This is a genomic window from Streptomyces sp. AA4 (assembly GCF_000158875.1).
Classification (GTDB): Bacteria; Actinomycetota; Actinomycetes; order Mycobacteriales; family Pseudonocardiaceae; genus Amycolatopsis.
On sequence record NZ_GG657746.1, the window covers coordinates 3,918,949 to 3,934,899 of the forward strand.

Sequence of the window (15,951 nt, forward strand, 5' to 3'; positions counted from 1 at the left end):
CACATCGCCCCTCCGCACGCCGACGCGATCCCGCGTGGGGGTTGCGTGAGCGGGAAACCGTTGTCGCGGGCGAAAAAGCAGACGAAAGTCGTCAGCTGGCTGCGGCAGGATTCCGGCATGCGTGCGATCCGGACGGTCCTGGTCATGCTGGCGGTGCTGTCGGTGTCCTTGGGCGGGGTCGCCGCGGCCTCCTCGCTGCCGTCGTGGCGGCTTCTGCCCACCGGCGCCACCGCGCAATTCCGGGGGCTGTCCGCCGTCAGCGAGCGGGTCGCGTGGGTCAGCGGCACCCAGGGCACGGTGCTGCGGACGGTCGACGGCGGCCGCACCTGGCTGCCGGTCGGGCCGCCGGGCGCCGGGAAGCTCGAGTTCCGCGACATCGAGGCCTTCGACGCCGAGCACGCCGTCGTGCTGTCGATCGGACCCGGTGCGGATTCCCGGATCTACCGCACCGACGACGGCGGTAAGCACTGGCGGCAGACGTTCAACAACCCGGATTCCGCCGCGTTCTACGACTGCCTCGCCTTCTTCGACCCGTGGCGCGGGCTCGCGATGAGCGATCCGGTCGACGGGAAGTTCCGCGTCCAGGCCACCTTCGACGGCGGCCGCAGCTGGAAGCAGCTCCCGGACGACGCGTTCCCGCCCGCCGAGCCCGGGGAAGCGGGATTCGCGGCCAGCGGCCAATGCGTCACCACCTCCGGACCGTTCGACGCCTGGCTCGCGACCGGCGGCGGTGCCCACGCCCGCGTTCTGCACTCCGGAGACGGCGGCAGGCACTGGACCGCGGCCGAGACCCCGTTGCCGAGCAGTGCGTCGGCCGGGGTTTTCGCGGTCGCGTTCCGCACGCCGTGGCAGGGCGTCGCGATCGGCGGCGACTACGCCAACCCGACCGCACCCGGACCGGCGGTCGCGGTGAGCCACGATCGCGGGCGCACCTGGCGCACGCCGCCGGAGCATCCCGCCGGGTACCGGTCCGGGCTCGCCTGGCGCGGCGGCGCCGTGCTGGCCGTCGGGCCCGGCGGGAGCGACCTGAGCCGCGACGGGGGACGGCACTGGACCTCGTTCGACACCGGCGGCTTCGACACCGTCGACTGCACCTGGACCGGGGCGTGCTGGGCCAGCGGGGCCAAGGGGCGCGTGGCGAAATTGATTCCGTAAGAGGGAACCCGTTCCGGGCAGCACGCCCGTCCGGAACGGCGGTGCGTGACCGGGCGCGCGCGGAGGGTCCCGCCGCCGCACGCGGGCTGACCAGGCGCGACGCGCGAGGGCCGGACCTGACGATCGCGCGCGGCGGGGAGAGCTAGAGTCGTCTGGTGTCCACCGCACGCGCCGAACGGCTGGTCAACCTCGTGCTGGCCCTTCTCTCCACCCGGCAGTACCTCACCGCGGAGCGGATCCGCGGGATCGTGCCCGGGTACGCCGACGCGGCCAGCGACGACGCCTTCTTCCGCACCTTCGAGCGGGACAAGACCGAACTGCGGGAACTCGGCATCCCGCTCGAAACCGGCCGCAACTCCGTCTTCGACCCCGTCGAGGGCTACCGCATCGCGCGCCGCGACTACGAACTCGGCGAGATCGACCTCGCCCCCGACGAGGCGGCCGCCGTCGGGCTCGCCGTCCGGCTCTGGGACTCGCCCGAACTGACCGGACAGGCCCAGGGCGCGCTGGTGAAACTGCGCGCGGCCGGCGTCGAGGTCGACGACCAGGCGCCGACCGTGATCGAACCGCGGGTGCGCGCGGAACCGGCGTTCGCGCCGATGCTCGCCGCCGTCCAGGCCGGACAGGCGGTCCGCTTCGAATACCGGCGCAGCGGCTCGCCGGAACGCCGCATCCGCACGCTCGAACCGTGGGGCGTCGTGTCCTGGCGCGCCCGCTGGTACGTCGTCGGGCACGACCGCGACCGCGACGCGCCCCGCTGCTTCCGGCTCTCCCGCGTCACCGGAAAGGTCGCCGCGATCGGGAAACCGGGCGCGGTCGTGCGGCCCGAGGGCGTCAACCTGATGCAGCTCGTGTCGGTGACCGGCGGCAGCGAGGACCCGTCCCCGGTCACCACCGCCCGGCTCTGGATCGCCGACGGCCGTGCCGCCGGGGTCCGCCGCCGCGGCGACGTCGTCGGCCGCGAGACCATCGCGGGCGAGGAAGGCGACGTCGTCGAGATCGGGCTGTACTTCCCGGAATCGGCCGCCGACTGGATCGCCGCGCAAGGCCCGGACGTGCTCGTGCTCGAACCCGACGTGCTGGCCAAATCCGTGCAGCACCGGCTCGAGGCCGTGCTCGCCCGCGCGGGCCAGGGGAGCGTCCGGTGAGCGCGTCCGGCGAACGCATGCCGAGACTGCTCGCGCTCGTGCCCTACCTGCTGGCCCGCCCCGGCATCCGGATCGACGAGGCCGCCCATGACTTCGACGTCACCCCGCGCCAGCTGCGCAAGGACCTCGAACTGCTGTGGATGTGCGGCCTGCCCGGCTACGGCCCCGGCGACCTCATCGACCTGTCCTTCGAAGGCGACACCATCGTCGTCACCCACGACGCCGGGATGAGCCGCCCGCTGCGCCTCACCGGCGGCGAAGCCACCGCGCTGCTGGTCGCCCTGCGCGCCCTCGCCGAAACCCCGGGCGTGGCCGACGGCGACGCGGTCCGCCGCGCCATCGCCAAGATCGAGGACGCCGCCGGACAGGCCCGTCCGGCCGGCGTCGTCGTCGGGGGAGGAGTGCGCGAAGGGGCCCGCGCCGCCCGCACCCGCGAGACCGTGGCCGGCGCGCTGCAGGACGGCCGTGCGCTGCGGATGCGCTACTACACCGCCTCCCGCGACCAGATCACCGAACGCACCGTCGACCCGATGCGGCTCGTCATCGTCCAGGGCGTCGGCTACCTCGAAGCGTGGTGCCGGCGGGTCGAAGGCGTCCGGCTCTTCCGCCTCGACCGGGTGGACGCGCTCACCGTATTGGACGAACCCGCGGCTCCGCCGGCGCACGCGCGGCCCACCGACCTGTCCGACGGCGTCTTCTCCGCCCGTCCCGATCAGCGGGTCGCCCATCTCGTGCTGGACCCCGACGCCCGCTGGGTCGCCGAGTACTACCCGTGCGAGGAACTGGACGAACTCGACGGCGGACGGCTGCGCATCGCCATGCGCTACAGCGACGAGCCCTGGATGGTCCGCCTCGTGCTCAGCCTCGGGGGCGAAGCCCAGGTCGAGAGCCCCGCCACCCTCGCGCAGGCAGTCGGTCGCCGGGCCGCCGACGCCGTGGCGCGTGCCCGTCACCTCATGTCCATCTCCGACCGATAAGGTGGTTTCCGTGCCGTACCTGCCCGTCTACGTGCTGCTCGCGGCCGGCCTGCTCGTCCTGGCCCTGCTGCTGGTACGGACCGCCGGAGTCTTGCGCCGCTTCCGCCGCACCGTGAGCATGGTCAGTGCGGACACCCACGACCGGACCGGACTGATCCGGGCCCGGTCCGCGGCACTCCGCGTGGCCGTGGCCGAACGCCGCCCGGCGACCGGCGACAAGTAACACCGAGTAACATCGGCACAGACCCCAGACAAGGAGGGCAGACGACCATGAACGCGCTGCAGCCGTGGCACATCATCGTTCTGGTGCTCGTGGTGGTTCTGCTGTTCGGAGCGAAGCTCGGAGCGAAGCGGCTCCCGGACGCGGCCCGGTCCATCGGCAAGTCCATGAAGATCTTCAAGGCCGAGACCAAGGACCTGACCGGCGAACAGAAGGCCGAAGCCGAGGCCGAGTCCGCCGACACCCGGCACATCGCCGCGCCCGCGCAGACCGCGCACGACAAGCAGGTCGCCGACCTCCAGCGCCAGCTCGACGAACTGAAGAGGCAGCAGGCGTCCTCGGCCGACCAGCCGCAGAAGAACGCGAGCTGACCCTCCGCGCGCACCACCCGGTCCCCGGTCCACGGCGGCGCGCCGGCGCGGCGCGCCCCGGCGGGCTCTGACGAGAACGGAACGACCAGTGGCGGAAGCCGCCCACGGCAACGGCAGCCGGTCCAGCAAGCGGAGCCGGCGCAGCCGTCGGAAAAACCCCGACGGCACGATGACGCTCATCGAGCACATCTACGAGTTCCGCCGCCGCCTCGGCTGGGCGGTCGTTTTCGTCGTCATCGGCGCGATCTTCGGGTTCATCTGGTTCGAGCAGCGCCTCGGCCCGGTCCCGTCGCTCGGCGACATCATGACCCACCCGTACTGCGCCATCCCGGCCTCGCAGCGCTTCGCCGGCGACCAGTCCGGCTGCCGGCTGCTGCAGACCGTGCCGTTCGAAGCGTTCATGATCCGCCTCAAGGTCGGCGTCGCGGCCGGCGCGGTGCTGCTGTCGCCGGCCTGGCTGTACCAGCTGTGGGCGTTCATCGCGCCCGGCCTCTACGCCAAGGAACGCCGGTACGCGCTGATCTTCGTCAGCTTCGCCTCCGTGCTCTTCGCCGCCGGCGCCGTGCTGGCCTACCTGCTCGTCCCGCACGCGCTCGCGCTGCTGGCCGGATTCGGCCAGGACCAGTTCGTCACCGCCCTCACCGCGGACAAGTACATCTCGTTCATCCTGTCGCTGCTGGTGATCTTCGGCGTCAGCTTCGAACTCCCGCTGCTCGTCGTGATGCTCAACCGCGTCGGCGTCCTCAAGTACCAGCAGCTCAAGAAGTGGCGCCGCGGCATCGTGTTCGCGCTGTTCGTGTTCGCCGCGTTCGCCACCCCCGGCTCGGACCCGTTCTCGATGCTCGGCCTCGCCGCCGCGCTCACCCTGCTGTTCGAGATCTCGATCCAGCTCGCCCGCTTCCACGACCGCAAGCTCGACCGCGTCCGCCACGACGAGGGCTGGGACCAGCTGGCCGACGACGAGGCCGCGCCGTTCCACTACACGCCGACCACCGCCGACGGCGAGGAACCGACCGCGCAGCAGCCGTCCTCCGGACGCGCCGGCCCGACCGACGACATCACCTGAGCATGGGCCTGAACGCAGCGCTGGCCGTGCACCCGGCCTCCGGCCGCGGCACGGCCGCCCGCCTCGCCGAAGCGGTCGCGGCGCGGCTCCGGCCCGCCGTCGACCGGCTCGACCTCCTCACCGCCACCAGCGTCGAGGAATCCCGCGCCCTCATGCGGTCCTCGCACGCCGAAGGCCTCGACGTGCTGATCGTCCTCGGCGGCGACGGCGCGGCCCACCAAGGCGTCCAGTTCTGCGCCGACCACGGCGTCGCACTCGGCCTCGTCCCCTCCGGCACCGGCAACGACTTCGCCCGCGCCCTCGGCGTCCCGGCCGACCCGCGCGCGGCCACCGACGCCCTCGCCCGAGCCCTGCAAGCCGGGCACCGGCGCACCGTCGACCTCGGCCGCGTCGGCGACACCTGGTTCGCCACCGTGCTCTGCGCGGGATTCGACGCCGCCGTCAACGCCCGCGCGAACGCGATGCGCTGGCCCGCCGGACCCCGCCGCTACGACCTCGCGATCCTCGCCGAACTCGCCGCGTTCAAACCCAGCCCGATCGTCGTGTACACCGACGAGGGCGCCATCTCCGGGGACACGAGCCTCATCGCGGTCGGCAACACCCCGTACTACGGCGGCGGCATCCCCATCTGCCCCGACGCCGCCCCGGACGACGGCCTCTTCGACGTCACCCTCATCGGCGCCCCCGGCCGCGCCCGCCTCCTGCGGATGCTGCCGCACCTGCGCACCGGCGAACACGTGCACAAGTCCAGCGTCGAAACCTTCCGCACCCGCACCCTGCGCATCGAAGCGCCCGGCTGGCCGGTCTACGCCGACGGCGAGGACCAGGGCCGGACGCCGGTCGAAGCGGTCTGCGTGCCCTCCGCGCTCACGGTCGTCGCGCCCCCGCGGTGACCGGCGGCACGCCGCGTGCGGAATGTCGGTGGCATATGAAACCCTGACGGAGTGGCCACTAGCCCTTCACCATCGCCGGCCGAGGCCTACGCTGCCTCCCGTCGCCGCGCCAAGCACCCCCAGCTGACCCGGTTTTCCGCCGAATCGGCCTTCGAATTCGACGATTTCCAGATCCGCGGCTGCGAAGCGCTCGAAGAGGGCCACGGCGTCCTGGTCTGCGCCCCCACCGGGGCGGGCAAGACCGTGGTCGGCGAGTTCGCCGTCCACCTCGCCCTCGCCGAGGGCCGCAAATGCTTCTACACCACGCCGATCAAGGCCCTGTCCAACCAGAAGTACGCCGACCTCGTCGAACGCTACGGCAACGACGCCGTCGGCCTGCTCACCGGCGACACCTCGATCAACGGCAACGCCCAGGTGGTCGTCATGACCACCGAGGTGCTCCGCAACATGCTCTACGCGGGCAGCTCCGCCATCCCCGAACTCGGCTACGTGGTCATGGACGAGGTCCACTACCTCGCCGACCGCTTCCGCGGCGCGGTCTGGGAGGAAGTGATCCTCCACCTGCCCGAACACGTCCGCGTGGTCGGCCTGTCCGCCACGGTCAGCAACGCCGAGGAATTCGGCGAATGGCTCGTCGAGGTCCGCGGCGACACCACCGTCGTCGTCGACGAGCACCGCCCGGTACCGCTGTGGCAGCACATGCTCGTCGGCAACCAGCTGCTCGACCTGTTCGCCGGCCAGAACGAAGCCGACCCGGGCGAGCAGCTGCGGATCAACCCCACGCTGCTGCGCAAAACCGACGACCTCGGCCGGTTCGCGCCCACCTTCCGCGGTCCCCGCGGCGGCCGCCGGGGAGCCCCGCCGCGCGGCCCGAGGTTCCGGCCCCCGTCGCGCGTCGACGTCGTCGAACGGCTCGACCACGCCGGGCTGCTGCCCGCGATCGTGTTCATCTTCTCCCGCGCCGGCTGCGACGCCGCGGTCGCCCAATGCGTCCGCTCCGGCCTGCGGCTCAACGGCCCCGACCAGGTCGAGGAGATCCGCCGGATCGTCGACGAGCGCACCGCCGACCTGCCCGAGGGCGACCTCGGCGTCCTCGGCTACTGGGAATGGCGCGAGGCGCTCGAACGCGGCTTCGCCGGCCACCACGCCGGCCTGCTGCCCGCGTTCAAGGAAACCGTCGAGGAACTGTTCGTCCGCGGCCTGGTCAAGGTCGTGTTCGCGACCGAAACCCTCGCCCTCGGCATCAACATGCCCGCCCGCACCGTCGTCCTCGAACGGCTCGTGAAATACAACGGCGAGGCCCACGTCGACCTCACCCCGGGCGAGTACACGCAGCTCACCGGCCGCGCCGGCCGCCGCGGCATCGACATCGAGGGCCACGCCGTCGTCGCCTGGCAGCCCGGGGTAGACCCGAAGGCCGTCGCCGGACTCGCCTCCACCCGCACGTACCCGCTGCGCTCGTCGTTCCGCCCCGGCTACAACATGGCGGTCAACCTGGTCGCCCAGGTCGGCGCCGACGCCGCCCGCGACCTGCTGGAACAGTCGTTCGCGCAGTTCCAGGCCGACCGGTCGGTCGTCGGCACCGCGCGCAGGATCGAACGCAACAAGGAAGCCCTCAAGGGCTACACCGCCGCGATCTCCGGCGACTTCGACCAGATGCTCGAGTACGTCGAACTCCGCGCCAAGATCTCCGCCCGCGAGAAAACCCTGTCGCGGCAGAACACCTCCTCCCGGCGCGCCGAAACCGCCCAGTCGCTGGAAAAACTGCGCAAGGGCGACGTCATCGCGGTCCCCGCGGGCCGCCGCGCCGGCCTCGCCGTCGTCGTCGACCCCGGCCTCGACCCGATCCGCGAACCGCGGCCGGTAGTGGTCACCGAGGACCGCTGGTCCGGACCGCTGTCCTCGGCCGACTTCCCGTCCCCGGTCGAGGCGCTCGGCCGGATCCGGCTGCCCAAGCACCTCGAACTGCGCTCGCCGAAAACCCGCCGAGACATCGCCTCGGCGCTGCGCGACTCCGGCATCTCCCTGCCCGGACGGCAGCGCCGCCGCACCGCGGCCGCCGACGACGCCGAACTCGCCTCGCTGCGCCGCGCCCTGCGCGCCCACCCGTGCCACGGCCTGGCCGAACGCGAGGCGAACCTCCGCTGGGTCGAGCGTTACCAGCGCCTCTCCGCGGAAACTGAACAGCTCGAACGGAAAGTCGCGGCCACCACGCACTCGCTGGCCCGCGCGTTCGACCGGATCCTGCGGCTGCTCGGCGAACGCGGCTACGTCCGCCCCGGCGACGGCGAGGACCGTGTCACCGAGCACGGCCGCCGCCTCACCCGCCTCTACAGCGAATCCGACCTGCTCGCCGCCGAGTGCATCCGGCACGGCGTCTGGAACGGCCTCGGCCCGGCCGAACTCGCCGCCGTCGTGTCCACGCTCGTGTTCGAGGCCCGCCGCGACACCGCGGGCGAACCCCGCCTGCCCGGCGGCGCGGTCCCCGGCGCCTGGCAGGAAACCAGCAGGCTGTGGGTCGAACTCACCGAGGACGAACGCCGCCACCGCCTCGACCGCACCCGCGAGCCCGACGCCGGGTTCGCCTGGCCGGTCTACCGCTGGGCGCGCGGCGAATCCCTGGAGAAGGTCCTCACCGCGGCCGAGACCAACGGGCAGGAGCTGTCCGCGGGCGACTTCGTCCGCTGGTGCCGCCAGGTGATCGACCTGCTCGACCAGATCCGCGACGTCCTCGGCAAGGAGGACCCGGTCGGCTCGGCGGCCGCGCAGGCGGTCCGGGCGCTGCGCCGCGGCGTGGTGGCCGCGGGCGCGGCGTGACGGTCCGGGCACACCTTCGCGGCGACTGCGCGCGGACAGGTGTGCCAGGTCCAGACCTGTGGTTGGATCGCGCACGACACCCGCGGCCCGGCCTGCGGATGCGGACACACGAAGGCGGAGGCTAACGATGAGCACGCCGTATGGCGGCAACGACCCGCGGCAGCAGCCCCAGTACGGGCAACAGCCCTACGGCCAGGACCCCCACTACGGGCAGCAGCCGGGCGGCGCGTACCCGCAGAGCGGGCCGCAGCAGCAGCCGTACCCGTCCCAGCAGTACGGCCAGCAGCCCTACGGTCAGGACCCGCAGTACGGCCAGCAGCCCGGCGGCTACCCGCAACAGCAGCAGCCGCCGCAGCAGCCCCAGTGGGGCCAGCAGCCGCCGCAGTACGGGCAGCAGCCGCCCTCCTACGGCCAGCAGCCCTACGGCGACCCGCAGCAGCAGTACGGCGGCCAGCAGCCCGGCCAGTACGACTACGGCCAGCCCGGCGGAGCCGCGCCGGAATCCTCGGGCGGGTCGAAGAAGGGCCTGTTCATCGGGATCGGCGCGCTCGTCGTGGTGGTGGCCGTCGTGGCGATCCTCGGCTTCGTCGCGCCCGGCTTCTTCAAGACCGAGGTCTTCAACAACACCCAGATGCAGACCGACGTCGCGAAGATGCTCACCGAGACCTACAAGATCCAGGGCGTCAGCGGGGTCACCTGCCCGGCCGAGCAGAAGGTGGAGGACGGCGCGAAATTCGAGTGCACCGCCACCGTCAACGGCAAACCGCAGCAGGTCCCGATCACGGTCAAGGGCAACGACGGCAACTACGAGGTCTCGCCGCCCGCGGCCAAGTGACGCCCCGCAATTCAGTGGCGGTGCGGCCGCCTGCCCGGCAATGATCGGAGCATGAGCGACCGCACCGTCCGCATCCTCCGTCCCGACGAGCAGCGCGCGGCCTGGGACTTGTTCCGCGCCGCGCTGCACGTCCAGCCCGGCACCGACGAGGAATGGGAACGCGTCTCCGCGGCCTACTCGGCCGAACGCAGCTGGGGCGTCTTCGAACCGGACCTGATCGGCACCGCCCGGTCCTTCGCCTCGGAAATGGTGGTCCCCGGCGGAGCCCGGCTCCCGCTCGCCGCGGTCACCGGGGTCGGCGTCCGCGCCGGACGCACCCGCCGCGGCGTGCTCAGCTCGCTGCAGGCCGCGCAACTGGGCGACCTCGCCGACCAAGGCGTCGCGCTGGCGCTGCTGCACGCGTCCGAGGGCTCGATCTACGGCCGCTACGGCTACGGCGTCACCACCCTCGCGAACCAGGTCGTGGTGAAGAAGCACCGGGCGCAACTGCGTCCGGACGTGCCGGCCGGGGGAGAGGTCACCGTGCTCGGCATCGACGAGGCCGCCCCGCGCTGGCCGGAACTGTACGCCGCCACCGCGACGAGCCACGTCGCCGCGATGACCCGGCCGGAGATCTACTGGCCGGGGTTCGAAGGACACCTGCGCCGCCGCGCGAAGCTGGTCCAGACCGCCGTGCACACCGGCCAGGACGGCGTCGACGGCTACGTGATCTACCACGTCGAGGAGGGTTCCGCCCACGACAACGGCAAGCTGCAGGCGGTGGAGTTCAGCTATGCCAACCCGGCCGCGTTCGCCGGACTGTGGCGGTTCCTGCTGTCGGTCGACCTGGTCGAGGAGATCGTCCTCGGCATGCGCCCGCTCGACGAACCGCACGCGCTGCTGTTCACCGATCCGCGGGCGGCGAAAACCGAGAGCACCGAGGACGAAAGCTGGCTGCGGCTGGTCGACGTGCCGGCCGCGCTCGCCGCCCGCACCTACGGCCCGGCCGAACCCGTCGTGCTCGAAGTCTCCGACCGGTCGCTGCCCGCCAACGAAGGCCGCTACCGCGTAGGACCCGACGGCGCCTCCCGCACCGACGCGGAACCCGCGCTGCGGCTCTCGGTCGACACTCTCGCGATGCTCTACTTCGGAACGTTCCGCGCGTCCGCGCTCGCCGGTACCGGCCGCATCGAGGTGCTCGACCCGGCCGCGCCCGAGTCCGCCGACGTTCTCTTCGGCACGCGCGAATCGGTGTGGTGCGGTACGTTCTTCTGACCGTTGACCAGACGTTTCGCGCAGAGGAGCGGGTTTGATGCGCGCCGTGCGGGTGCTGCTGTTGTGCGGCTTGGGAATGCTCGCCGCCGCGGGCTGCGACAGCGGCACGCCGGCGCCGCCGGTCCACACCGTCACCGTCACGCCGAACAGCCCCGCGCAACCGGGCGTCGCGTCGTCGTCGGCGCCCAGCTCCTCGTCGGCGATGCGCGTGTTCGATTCCCGGGTGATGGCTTCGGCCGTCACCCGGCTCCTCACCGACGACTACAAGATGGCGAACGTCGGCGCGGTCACCTGCCCGGACCGGCAGCCCGTCGCCGACGGCTCGCGCTTCCAGTGCACTGTGGACATCGCGGGCAAGACGAAACACGTCCCCATCACGGTGACCGGCGCGGACGGCAACTACCGCGTCGACCCGCCGCAGTGACCCCGCCGCGCTAAATCCGATAGCCGCGCGCCGGTCCGGATTGGTTCAATCGGGACATGAGCGACTACGTGGTACGCCAGATCACCGACTCCGAAAGCCGCGCGACTCTCGACCTTCTGGTGCGGTCCCTGCACGGAAACCCGCCCTCGGACGAGCGCTGGGCGAAGGTCGGCGGTTCGTGGACGGCGGACGGCCGGACCGGAGCGTTCCACGACGGCGAACCCATCGGCATCGCCAGCTCGTTCGCCACGCGACTCACCGTCCCCGGCGGCGGCTCCGTGCCGATGGCCGCGGTCGACGGCGTCGGCGTCCGCGCGGACTGGACCCGCCGCGGCGTGCTCACCGCGATGATGGACCGGCAACTGCACGACTTCGTCCGGCGCGGCCACGTCGTCGCCGCCCTGCACGCGAGCGAAGCCCTGATCTACGGCCGCTTCGGCTACGGCGTCGCCACCCGCATGGCCACCCTGCAGGTCAAGCACCCGGCCCGGCTGCGCGAAACCGTCGCCGCCCCCGGCCGCGTCCGGCTGCTCTCCACCGACGACGCGATCGCGACGATTCCCTCGCTGTACCAACGGATCGACACCCGCCGCCCCGGCCTGATCGCCCGTCCGGAACTGTGGTGGCCGATTGCGTTCAACTGGCATCTCCACCCGGACGGCGGCAACCATCGCGTGGCCGTCCACAGTGGACCGGACGGCGACGACGGCTACGCGGTCTTCCACGTCGTGCCGCAGAACAGCTACCTCGACCCGGAGCGCGGCGCCGCGCTCGAAGTCCACGACATGCACGCGGCGAGCCCGGAAGCGCTGGCCGGGCTGTGGCGGTTCCTGCTGTCGGTGGACCTGATCGAGGTCGTGAACGTGCGCGGCCGTCCGGTGGACGATCCGGTCGGCCTGCTGCTCGTCGACCCGCGCCGGGCCCAGACCGTCGGCGTCGACGACGAACTGTGGCTGCGGCTGATCGACGTTCCGGCCGCGCTCGCGGCACGCACGTACGGCTCGGCCGAACCGGTGGTGCTGGAAGTGAACGACCGCATGCTGCCGGACAACCGCGGCCGGTACCGGGTCGGCGGCGACGGCGTCGAACGCACCGAGGCCGAGGCCGACCTGCAGCTCGACGTCGACACCCTGGCGATGCTGTACCTCGGCGCCTGGGAGGCCGGTCCGCTCGCGTTGTCCGGCCGGATCACCGGCGCCAGCGCGGAAACGCTGGCGCGGGTGGACGCGTTGTTCCGGACCGGGACGCAGCCCTGGACCGGTACGCACTTCTGACCTTCGCGGGAGGGTTCCGGCGTCCGGCGGAACCCTCCCCGGACGGGTCAAGCCCCGGGCAGCGCCGCCAGCAGCCGCTCCACCGAGCGGCCGAGGTTCCACCGCTCGGCCAGCTCCGCCACCCGGTCCGGATCGGCGGGCGCGGACGGCACCGCGTCCGGCCCGGACTGCACGACCGGCGCGTCCACCGCGACCCGCACCACGGTGGGCGCGACGGCCAGGTAGTCCGCGGCGTCGGAGAGCCGCAGCCGGGTCTTCAGCGGCACCCGCGAATCCCCGGCCGAGGCCGCGGCGACGAGTTCCTCCAGCGAACCGAACTCGGTGATCAGCTTCGCCGCGGTCTTCTCGCCGATCCCGGCCACGCCGGGCAGCCCGTCCGACGGGTCGCCGCGCAACGCGGCCATGTCGGCGTACGCGGGCCCGGCGTGCTCGGCCGGAACGCCGTACTTCTCGGCGATTTCCCGCTGCCCCAGCACTTCCGCCTTCGCCCAGCCCTTCCCGACGTAGACCACCGACGTCGGCGTCGGCTCCTCGCGCACCAGCTGGAACAGGTCGCGGTCGCCGGTGATCACCTCGACCGGCGCGTCCTTCTCCCGCGTCGCGAGCGCGCCGATCACGTCGTCCGCCTCGTACCCGTCCGCCTCCGCGACGGCGAACCCGAACGCCTCCAGCACTTCCAGGATGATCGGCACCTGAGGGGTCAGCGTGTCGGGCACCTCCTCGACGTCCGCCCCGCCGTCCCCGGGCACCGCGACCCGGTGCGCCTTGTAGCTCGGCAGCAGATCGGTGCGGAACTTCGGCCGCCAGTCCGCGTCGAGACAGGCGACCAGCCGCGACGGACGACGGTCGGTCAGGATGCGCGCGATCGTGTCGGTGAACCCGCGCACGGCGTTGACCGGCGTCCCGTCGGGCGCGGTCATCGAATCGGGCAGCGCGTAGAACGAGCGGAAGTAGAGGCTCGCGGAATCGAGGAGAGCGAGTGGTCCGGTCACCCGCACAGCCTGCCACGTCCGGCCCGGATCGCCCTGAAAGCGGCGCCGGGCGCGTCAGTTCGCGGGAAGGCCAACGTCCGTGAAGGGCTCCTTGAGGGAATCAGATTCCCTCAAGGAGCCCTTCACGGACGGCGCCAGCGGCCGCCCGCACGGGGCTTCGGCGAGGTGGCCGCGGCGGCACGCCGGTTCGGGAGGACGGGCGGGCCGTGCCGGGACGCCGGTACTAGGCTCGGCCTCATGTCGAGCCGATCCCTCCACTCGCCCGCCCCCGACGCCGCCGCGCTCCGCGCCCGTCTCGGCCGCGCCGCGAAAGCGGCCGCCGCCGCCGACACCGACGCGCTGCTCCTCGCGCCCGGATCCGACCTGCGGTACCTGCTCGGCCAGGCGGGCGGCTCGTTCGAACGGCTGACCACTCTCGTCGTCCCCGCCGACGGCGTCCCCGCGCTCGTCGTGCCGAAGCTCGAAGCCCCCGGCTACGCCGGCGTGCCCACCGACGACCTCGGCGTCGAGGTGCTCACCTGGGTCGACGGCGACGACCCCTACCGGCTGGTCGCCGACCGGCTCGGCAAGCCCGGCCGGATCGCGGTCAGCGACTTCACCCCGGCCCTGCACGTGCTGTCCCTGCGCGCCGCGTTCGGCGACGCCGAGCAGACGCTGGCCGGGCCGATCGTGCGCGAGCTGCGGATGCGCAAGGACGCCGCCGAGCTCGACGCCCTGCGCAAGGCGGGCGCGGCGATCGACCGCGTCCACGCCCGGATGGGCGAATGGCTGCGCGCCGGCCGCACCGAGGCCGAGGTCGGCGCGGACATCACCGCCGCCATCGTCGAAGAGGGCCACACGCACGCCGACTTCGTCATCGTCGGCTCCGGACCCAACGGCGCCAGCCCGCACCACGACGTCTCCGAGCGCGTCATCGAACGCGGCGACGTCGTCGTGATCGACATCGGCGGTCCGGTGCCCGAGGGCTACAACTCCGACTCCACCCGCACCTACTCGATCGGCGAGCCCCGCGACGCCGACGTCGCCGAGACCTACGCCGTGCTGCAGCGCGCGCAGCAGGCCGCCGTCGACGCGGTCCGCCCCGGCGCGACCGCCGAGAGCATCGACAAGGCCGCGCGCGACGTCATCGACGCCGCTGGATTCGGCGAGTACTTCATCCACCGCACCGGCCACGGCATCGGCCTCGACGTGCACGAGGAGCCCTACATCATCAAGGGCAACGCGCTGCCGCTCGAAACGGGCATGGCCTTCAGCGTCGAACCCGGCATCTACCAGCCGGGCCGCTGGGGCGCCCGGATCGAGGACATCGTGCTCGTCACCGACTCGGGCGTCGAGCCGGTGAACACGCGGCCGCACGAACTGGTCGTGCTGGACGCATGAGCGCGGCCGGCAAACGAGGCACCGCCGTTCGCGCTGGGACCGAGGCGACGGCATGAGCGGCCCGCTGGAACCGCTCGACCAGGCGATCGTGCAGGAGCTGGCCGCCGACGGCCGGCGCAGCTTCACCGACCTCGCCGAACGCGTCGGGCTGTCGGTCTCGGCGGTGCACCAGCGGGTGCGCCGCCTCGAACAGCGCGGCGTCATCCTCGGCTACACCGCCCGGCTCGACGGCGAGCAGATCGGCCTCCCGCTCACCGCGCTGATCTCGCTCACCCCGAACGACCCGGCCGCGCCCGACGACTACCCGCAGCGGATCCAGCACATCACCGAGATCGAGTCCTGCTACTCGGTCGCCGGCGACGAGTCCTACATCCTGCTGGTGCGCGTCGCGTCGCCGCTCGGCCTCGAAGACCTGCTCCGGCGGATCCGCGAGGCGGCGAAGGTGTCGACCCGGACCACGGTCGTGCTGTCCACGCCGTTCGAGGGACGGTCGCCGACGCTGTGAGAGCCGCCGAGGCGGTAAGAGTGGTACGGTAAAAGGTATGGCGACACGTAAGGTGACACTCTCGCTCGACACCGGTGCGCTCGAGTACGCCGAGCGGGCCGCGAAAGCGCACGGAATCTCGGTCTCGTCCTGGCTGTCCAAGGCAGCCCGGCGCGAGGCGGTCCGGACTGGGTACACCCCGCAGCGGGCTCCGGCCACGCCTGCCGCCGAGGCGGACGAGGCGGAGCGGGCGGCCGCGGAGAAGGAGATGCGTGCGCAGGGGTGAGGTCTGGACTTACCACCCGCCTACGGATCCCGCGCGGCAGCGGACTGTGGTGCTGCTGTCTTCGGACGGGGTGAATGAGTCCGAGCGGCCTTGGCTGCTCGGGACGGAACTGTTGGATCGGGATCCGCAGGACATTCTCGGGGTGGCGGTGGATGCTCGGTATTGGGTGTCCACGTTGAATCTCACGCGGTTGTATCGGCCTTGGCTGGCGGAGCGGGTTGCTGAGGTTGATGCGGAGGTTCAGGAGCAGATTGATGTGGCTTTGAGGGCTGCGTTGGATTTGTGAGTCTTCTTGGGGGTTCGGCTCGTCGCCCTGGGGGGCGACATTGCCGTCGTCTTTGGTTGCGTGGGGCACCCCGAATTGTGATTGTGCTG

At 72.3% G+C, this 15,951-nt stretch carries 17 protein-coding genes; 16 read left to right on the top strand and 1 reads right to left on the bottom strand.

The window, feature by feature from the left end; translation table 11 throughout:
- Positions 1-3 precede the first annotated feature (3 nt).
- The 12 genes from SSMG_RS18050 (at position 4) to SSMG_RS18105 (ending at position 12,434) form a co-directional block, all read left to right on the top strand.
- Positions 4-1,155: an oxidoreductase gene (locus SSMG_RS18050; protein ID WP_286157054.1), complete on the top strand. Its 1,152-nt coding sequence runs from the start codon at positions 4-6 to the stop codon at positions 1,153-1,155.
- A gap of 155 nt (positions 1,156-1,310) precedes the next feature.
- Positions 1,311-2,303: a YafY family protein gene (locus SSMG_RS18055; RefSeq protein ID WP_009078182.1), complete on the top strand. Its 993-nt coding sequence runs from the start codon at positions 1,311-1,313 to the stop codon at positions 2,301-2,303.
- Positions 2,300-3,280 (top strand): YafY family protein, encoded by a 981-nt coding sequence (locus SSMG_RS18060; RefSeq protein WP_009078184.1) that lies wholly within the window; start codon positions 2,300-2,302, stop codon positions 3,278-3,280. Before SSMG_RS18055 ends, SSMG_RS18060 begins: the two co-directional genes overlap by 4 nt.
- Before the next feature lie 10 nt (positions 3,281-3,290).
- Entirely contained in the window at positions 3,291-3,503 is a 213-nt protein-coding gene (locus SSMG_RS18065) for a bacteriophage holin (protein ID WP_037717445.1), read from the top strand.
- Between the two features lie 47 nt (positions 3,504-3,550).
- Entirely contained in the window at positions 3,551-3,871 is a 321-nt protein-coding gene (gene tatA / locus SSMG_RS18070) for a Sec-independent protein translocase subunit TatA (RefSeq protein ID WP_009078189.1), read from the top strand.
- An 88-nt stretch (positions 3,872-3,959) separates the two neighbouring features.
- Positions 3,960-4,937 carry a twin-arginine translocase subunit TatC gene (tatC, locus tag SSMG_RS18075; protein WP_009078191.1) on the top strand — a complete coding sequence of 326 codons (978 nt, stop codon included), beginning with the start codon at positions 3,960-3,962 and terminating at the stop codon, positions 4,935-4,937.
- Between the two features lie 2 nt (positions 4,938-4,939).
- Complete coding sequence (locus tag SSMG_RS18080) at positions 4,940-5,830, top strand: diacylglycerol kinase family protein (protein WP_009078193.1); 891 nt, start codon at positions 4,940-4,942, stop codon at positions 5,828-5,830.
- A gap of 51 nt (positions 5,831-5,881) precedes the next feature.
- The gene (locus tag SSMG_RS18085) at positions 5,882-8,647 is read left to right on the top strand and encodes an RNA helicase (protein WP_009078194.1); all 2,766 of its coding nucleotides are present in this window, start codon (positions 5,882-5,884) and stop codon (positions 8,645-8,647) included.
- A 127-nt stretch (positions 8,648-8,774) separates the two neighbouring features.
- A complete protein-coding gene (locus SSMG_RS18090) occupies positions 8,775-9,482 on the top strand; it encodes a DUF4333 domain-containing protein (protein ID WP_037714074.1) in 708 nt (235 codons plus the stop codon).
- Between the two features lie 51 nt (positions 9,483-9,533).
- The gene (locus tag SSMG_RS18095; protein WP_009078197.1) at positions 9,534-10,736 is read left to right on the top strand and encodes a GNAT family N-acetyltransferase; all 1,203 of its coding nucleotides are present in this window, start codon (positions 9,534-9,536) and stop codon (positions 10,734-10,736) included.
- 37 nt (positions 10,737-10,773) lie between these two features.
- Positions 10,774-11,160, top strand: coding sequence for a DUF4333 domain-containing protein (locus tag SSMG_RS18100; RefSeq protein ID WP_009078198.1), 387 nt, complete (start codon positions 10,774-10,776; stop codon positions 11,158-11,160).
- Between the two features lie 56 nt (positions 11,161-11,216).
- Positions 11,217-12,434, top strand: a complete 1,218-nt coding sequence (locus SSMG_RS18105) for a GNAT family N-acetyltransferase (RefSeq protein ID WP_009078201.1) — start codon at positions 11,217-11,219, stop codon at positions 12,432-12,434.
- A 47-nt stretch (positions 12,435-12,481) separates the two neighbouring features.
- Here the strand turns inward: SSMG_RS18105 and SSMG_RS18110 are convergent, their stop codons facing one another.
- Positions 12,482-13,426 (bottom strand): 5'-3' exonuclease, encoded by a 945-nt coding sequence (locus SSMG_RS18110; protein ID WP_037717446.1) that lies wholly within the window; start codon positions 13,424-13,426, stop codon positions 12,482-12,484.
- Positions 13,427-13,663: 237 nt separating this feature from the next.
- Between SSMG_RS18110 and SSMG_RS18115 the strand changes: the two genes are divergently transcribed.
- The 4 genes from SSMG_RS18115 (at position 13,664) to SSMG_RS18130 (ending at position 15,862) form a co-directional block, all read left to right on the top strand.
- The gene (locus SSMG_RS18115) at positions 13,664-14,806 is read left to right on the top strand and encodes a Xaa-Pro peptidase family protein (RefSeq protein WP_009078205.1); all 1,143 of its coding nucleotides are present in this window, start codon (positions 13,664-13,666) and stop codon (positions 14,804-14,806) included.
- 64 nt (positions 14,807-14,870) lie between these two features.
- Positions 14,871-15,311 carry an Lrp/AsnC family transcriptional regulator gene (locus SSMG_RS18120; RefSeq protein WP_286157055.1) on the top strand — a complete coding sequence of 147 codons (441 nt, stop codon included), beginning with the start codon at positions 14,871-14,873 and terminating at the stop codon, positions 15,309-15,311.
- Between the two features lie 37 nt (positions 15,312-15,348).
- On the top strand, positions 15,349-15,576 hold the full coding sequence (locus SSMG_RS18125; protein ID WP_009078209.1) for a hypothetical protein: 228 nt from the start codon (positions 15,349-15,351) through the stop codon (positions 15,574-15,576).
- 46 nt (positions 15,577-15,622) lie between these two features.
- Complete coding sequence (locus SSMG_RS18130; RefSeq protein WP_286156963.1) at positions 15,623-15,862, top strand: hypothetical protein; 240 nt, start codon at positions 15,623-15,625, stop codon at positions 15,860-15,862.
- Positions 15,863-15,951: the final 89 nt, after the last annotated feature.

What these genes read in the sequence shown, in the direction of transcription:
- tatA (WP_009078189.1), top strand. Translation starts at nt 3,551, where the DNA reads ATGAACGCGCTGCAGCCGTGGCACATCATCGTTCTGGTGCTCGTGGTG.
- SSMG_RS18080 (WP_009078193.1), top strand. Translation starts at nt 4,940, where the DNA reads ATGGGCCTGAACGCAGCGCTGGCCGTGCACCCGGCCTCCGGCCGCGGC.
- SSMG_RS18090 (WP_037714074.1), top strand. Translation starts at nt 8,775, where the DNA reads ATGAGCACGCCGTATGGCGGCAACGACCCGCGGCAGCAGCCCCAGTAC.
- SSMG_RS18095 (WP_009078197.1), top strand. Translation starts at nt 9,534, where the DNA reads ATGAGCGACCGCACCGTCCGCATCCTCCGTCCCGACGAGCAGCGCGCG.
- SSMG_RS18100 (WP_009078198.1), top strand. Translation starts at nt 10,774, where the DNA reads ATGCGCGCCGTGCGGGTGCTGCTGTTGTGCGGCTTGGGAATGCTCGCC.
- SSMG_RS18105 (WP_009078201.1), top strand. Translation starts at nt 11,217, where the DNA reads ATGAGCGACTACGTGGTACGCCAGATCACCGACTCCGAAAGCCGCGCG.
- SSMG_RS18115 (WP_009078205.1), top strand. Translation starts at nt 13,664, where the DNA reads ATGTCGAGCCGATCCCTCCACTCGCCCGCCCCCGACGCCGCCGCGCTC.
- SSMG_RS18125 (WP_009078209.1), top strand. Translation starts at nt 15,349, where the DNA reads ATGGCGACACGTAAGGTGACACTCTCGCTCGACACCGGTGCGCTCGAG.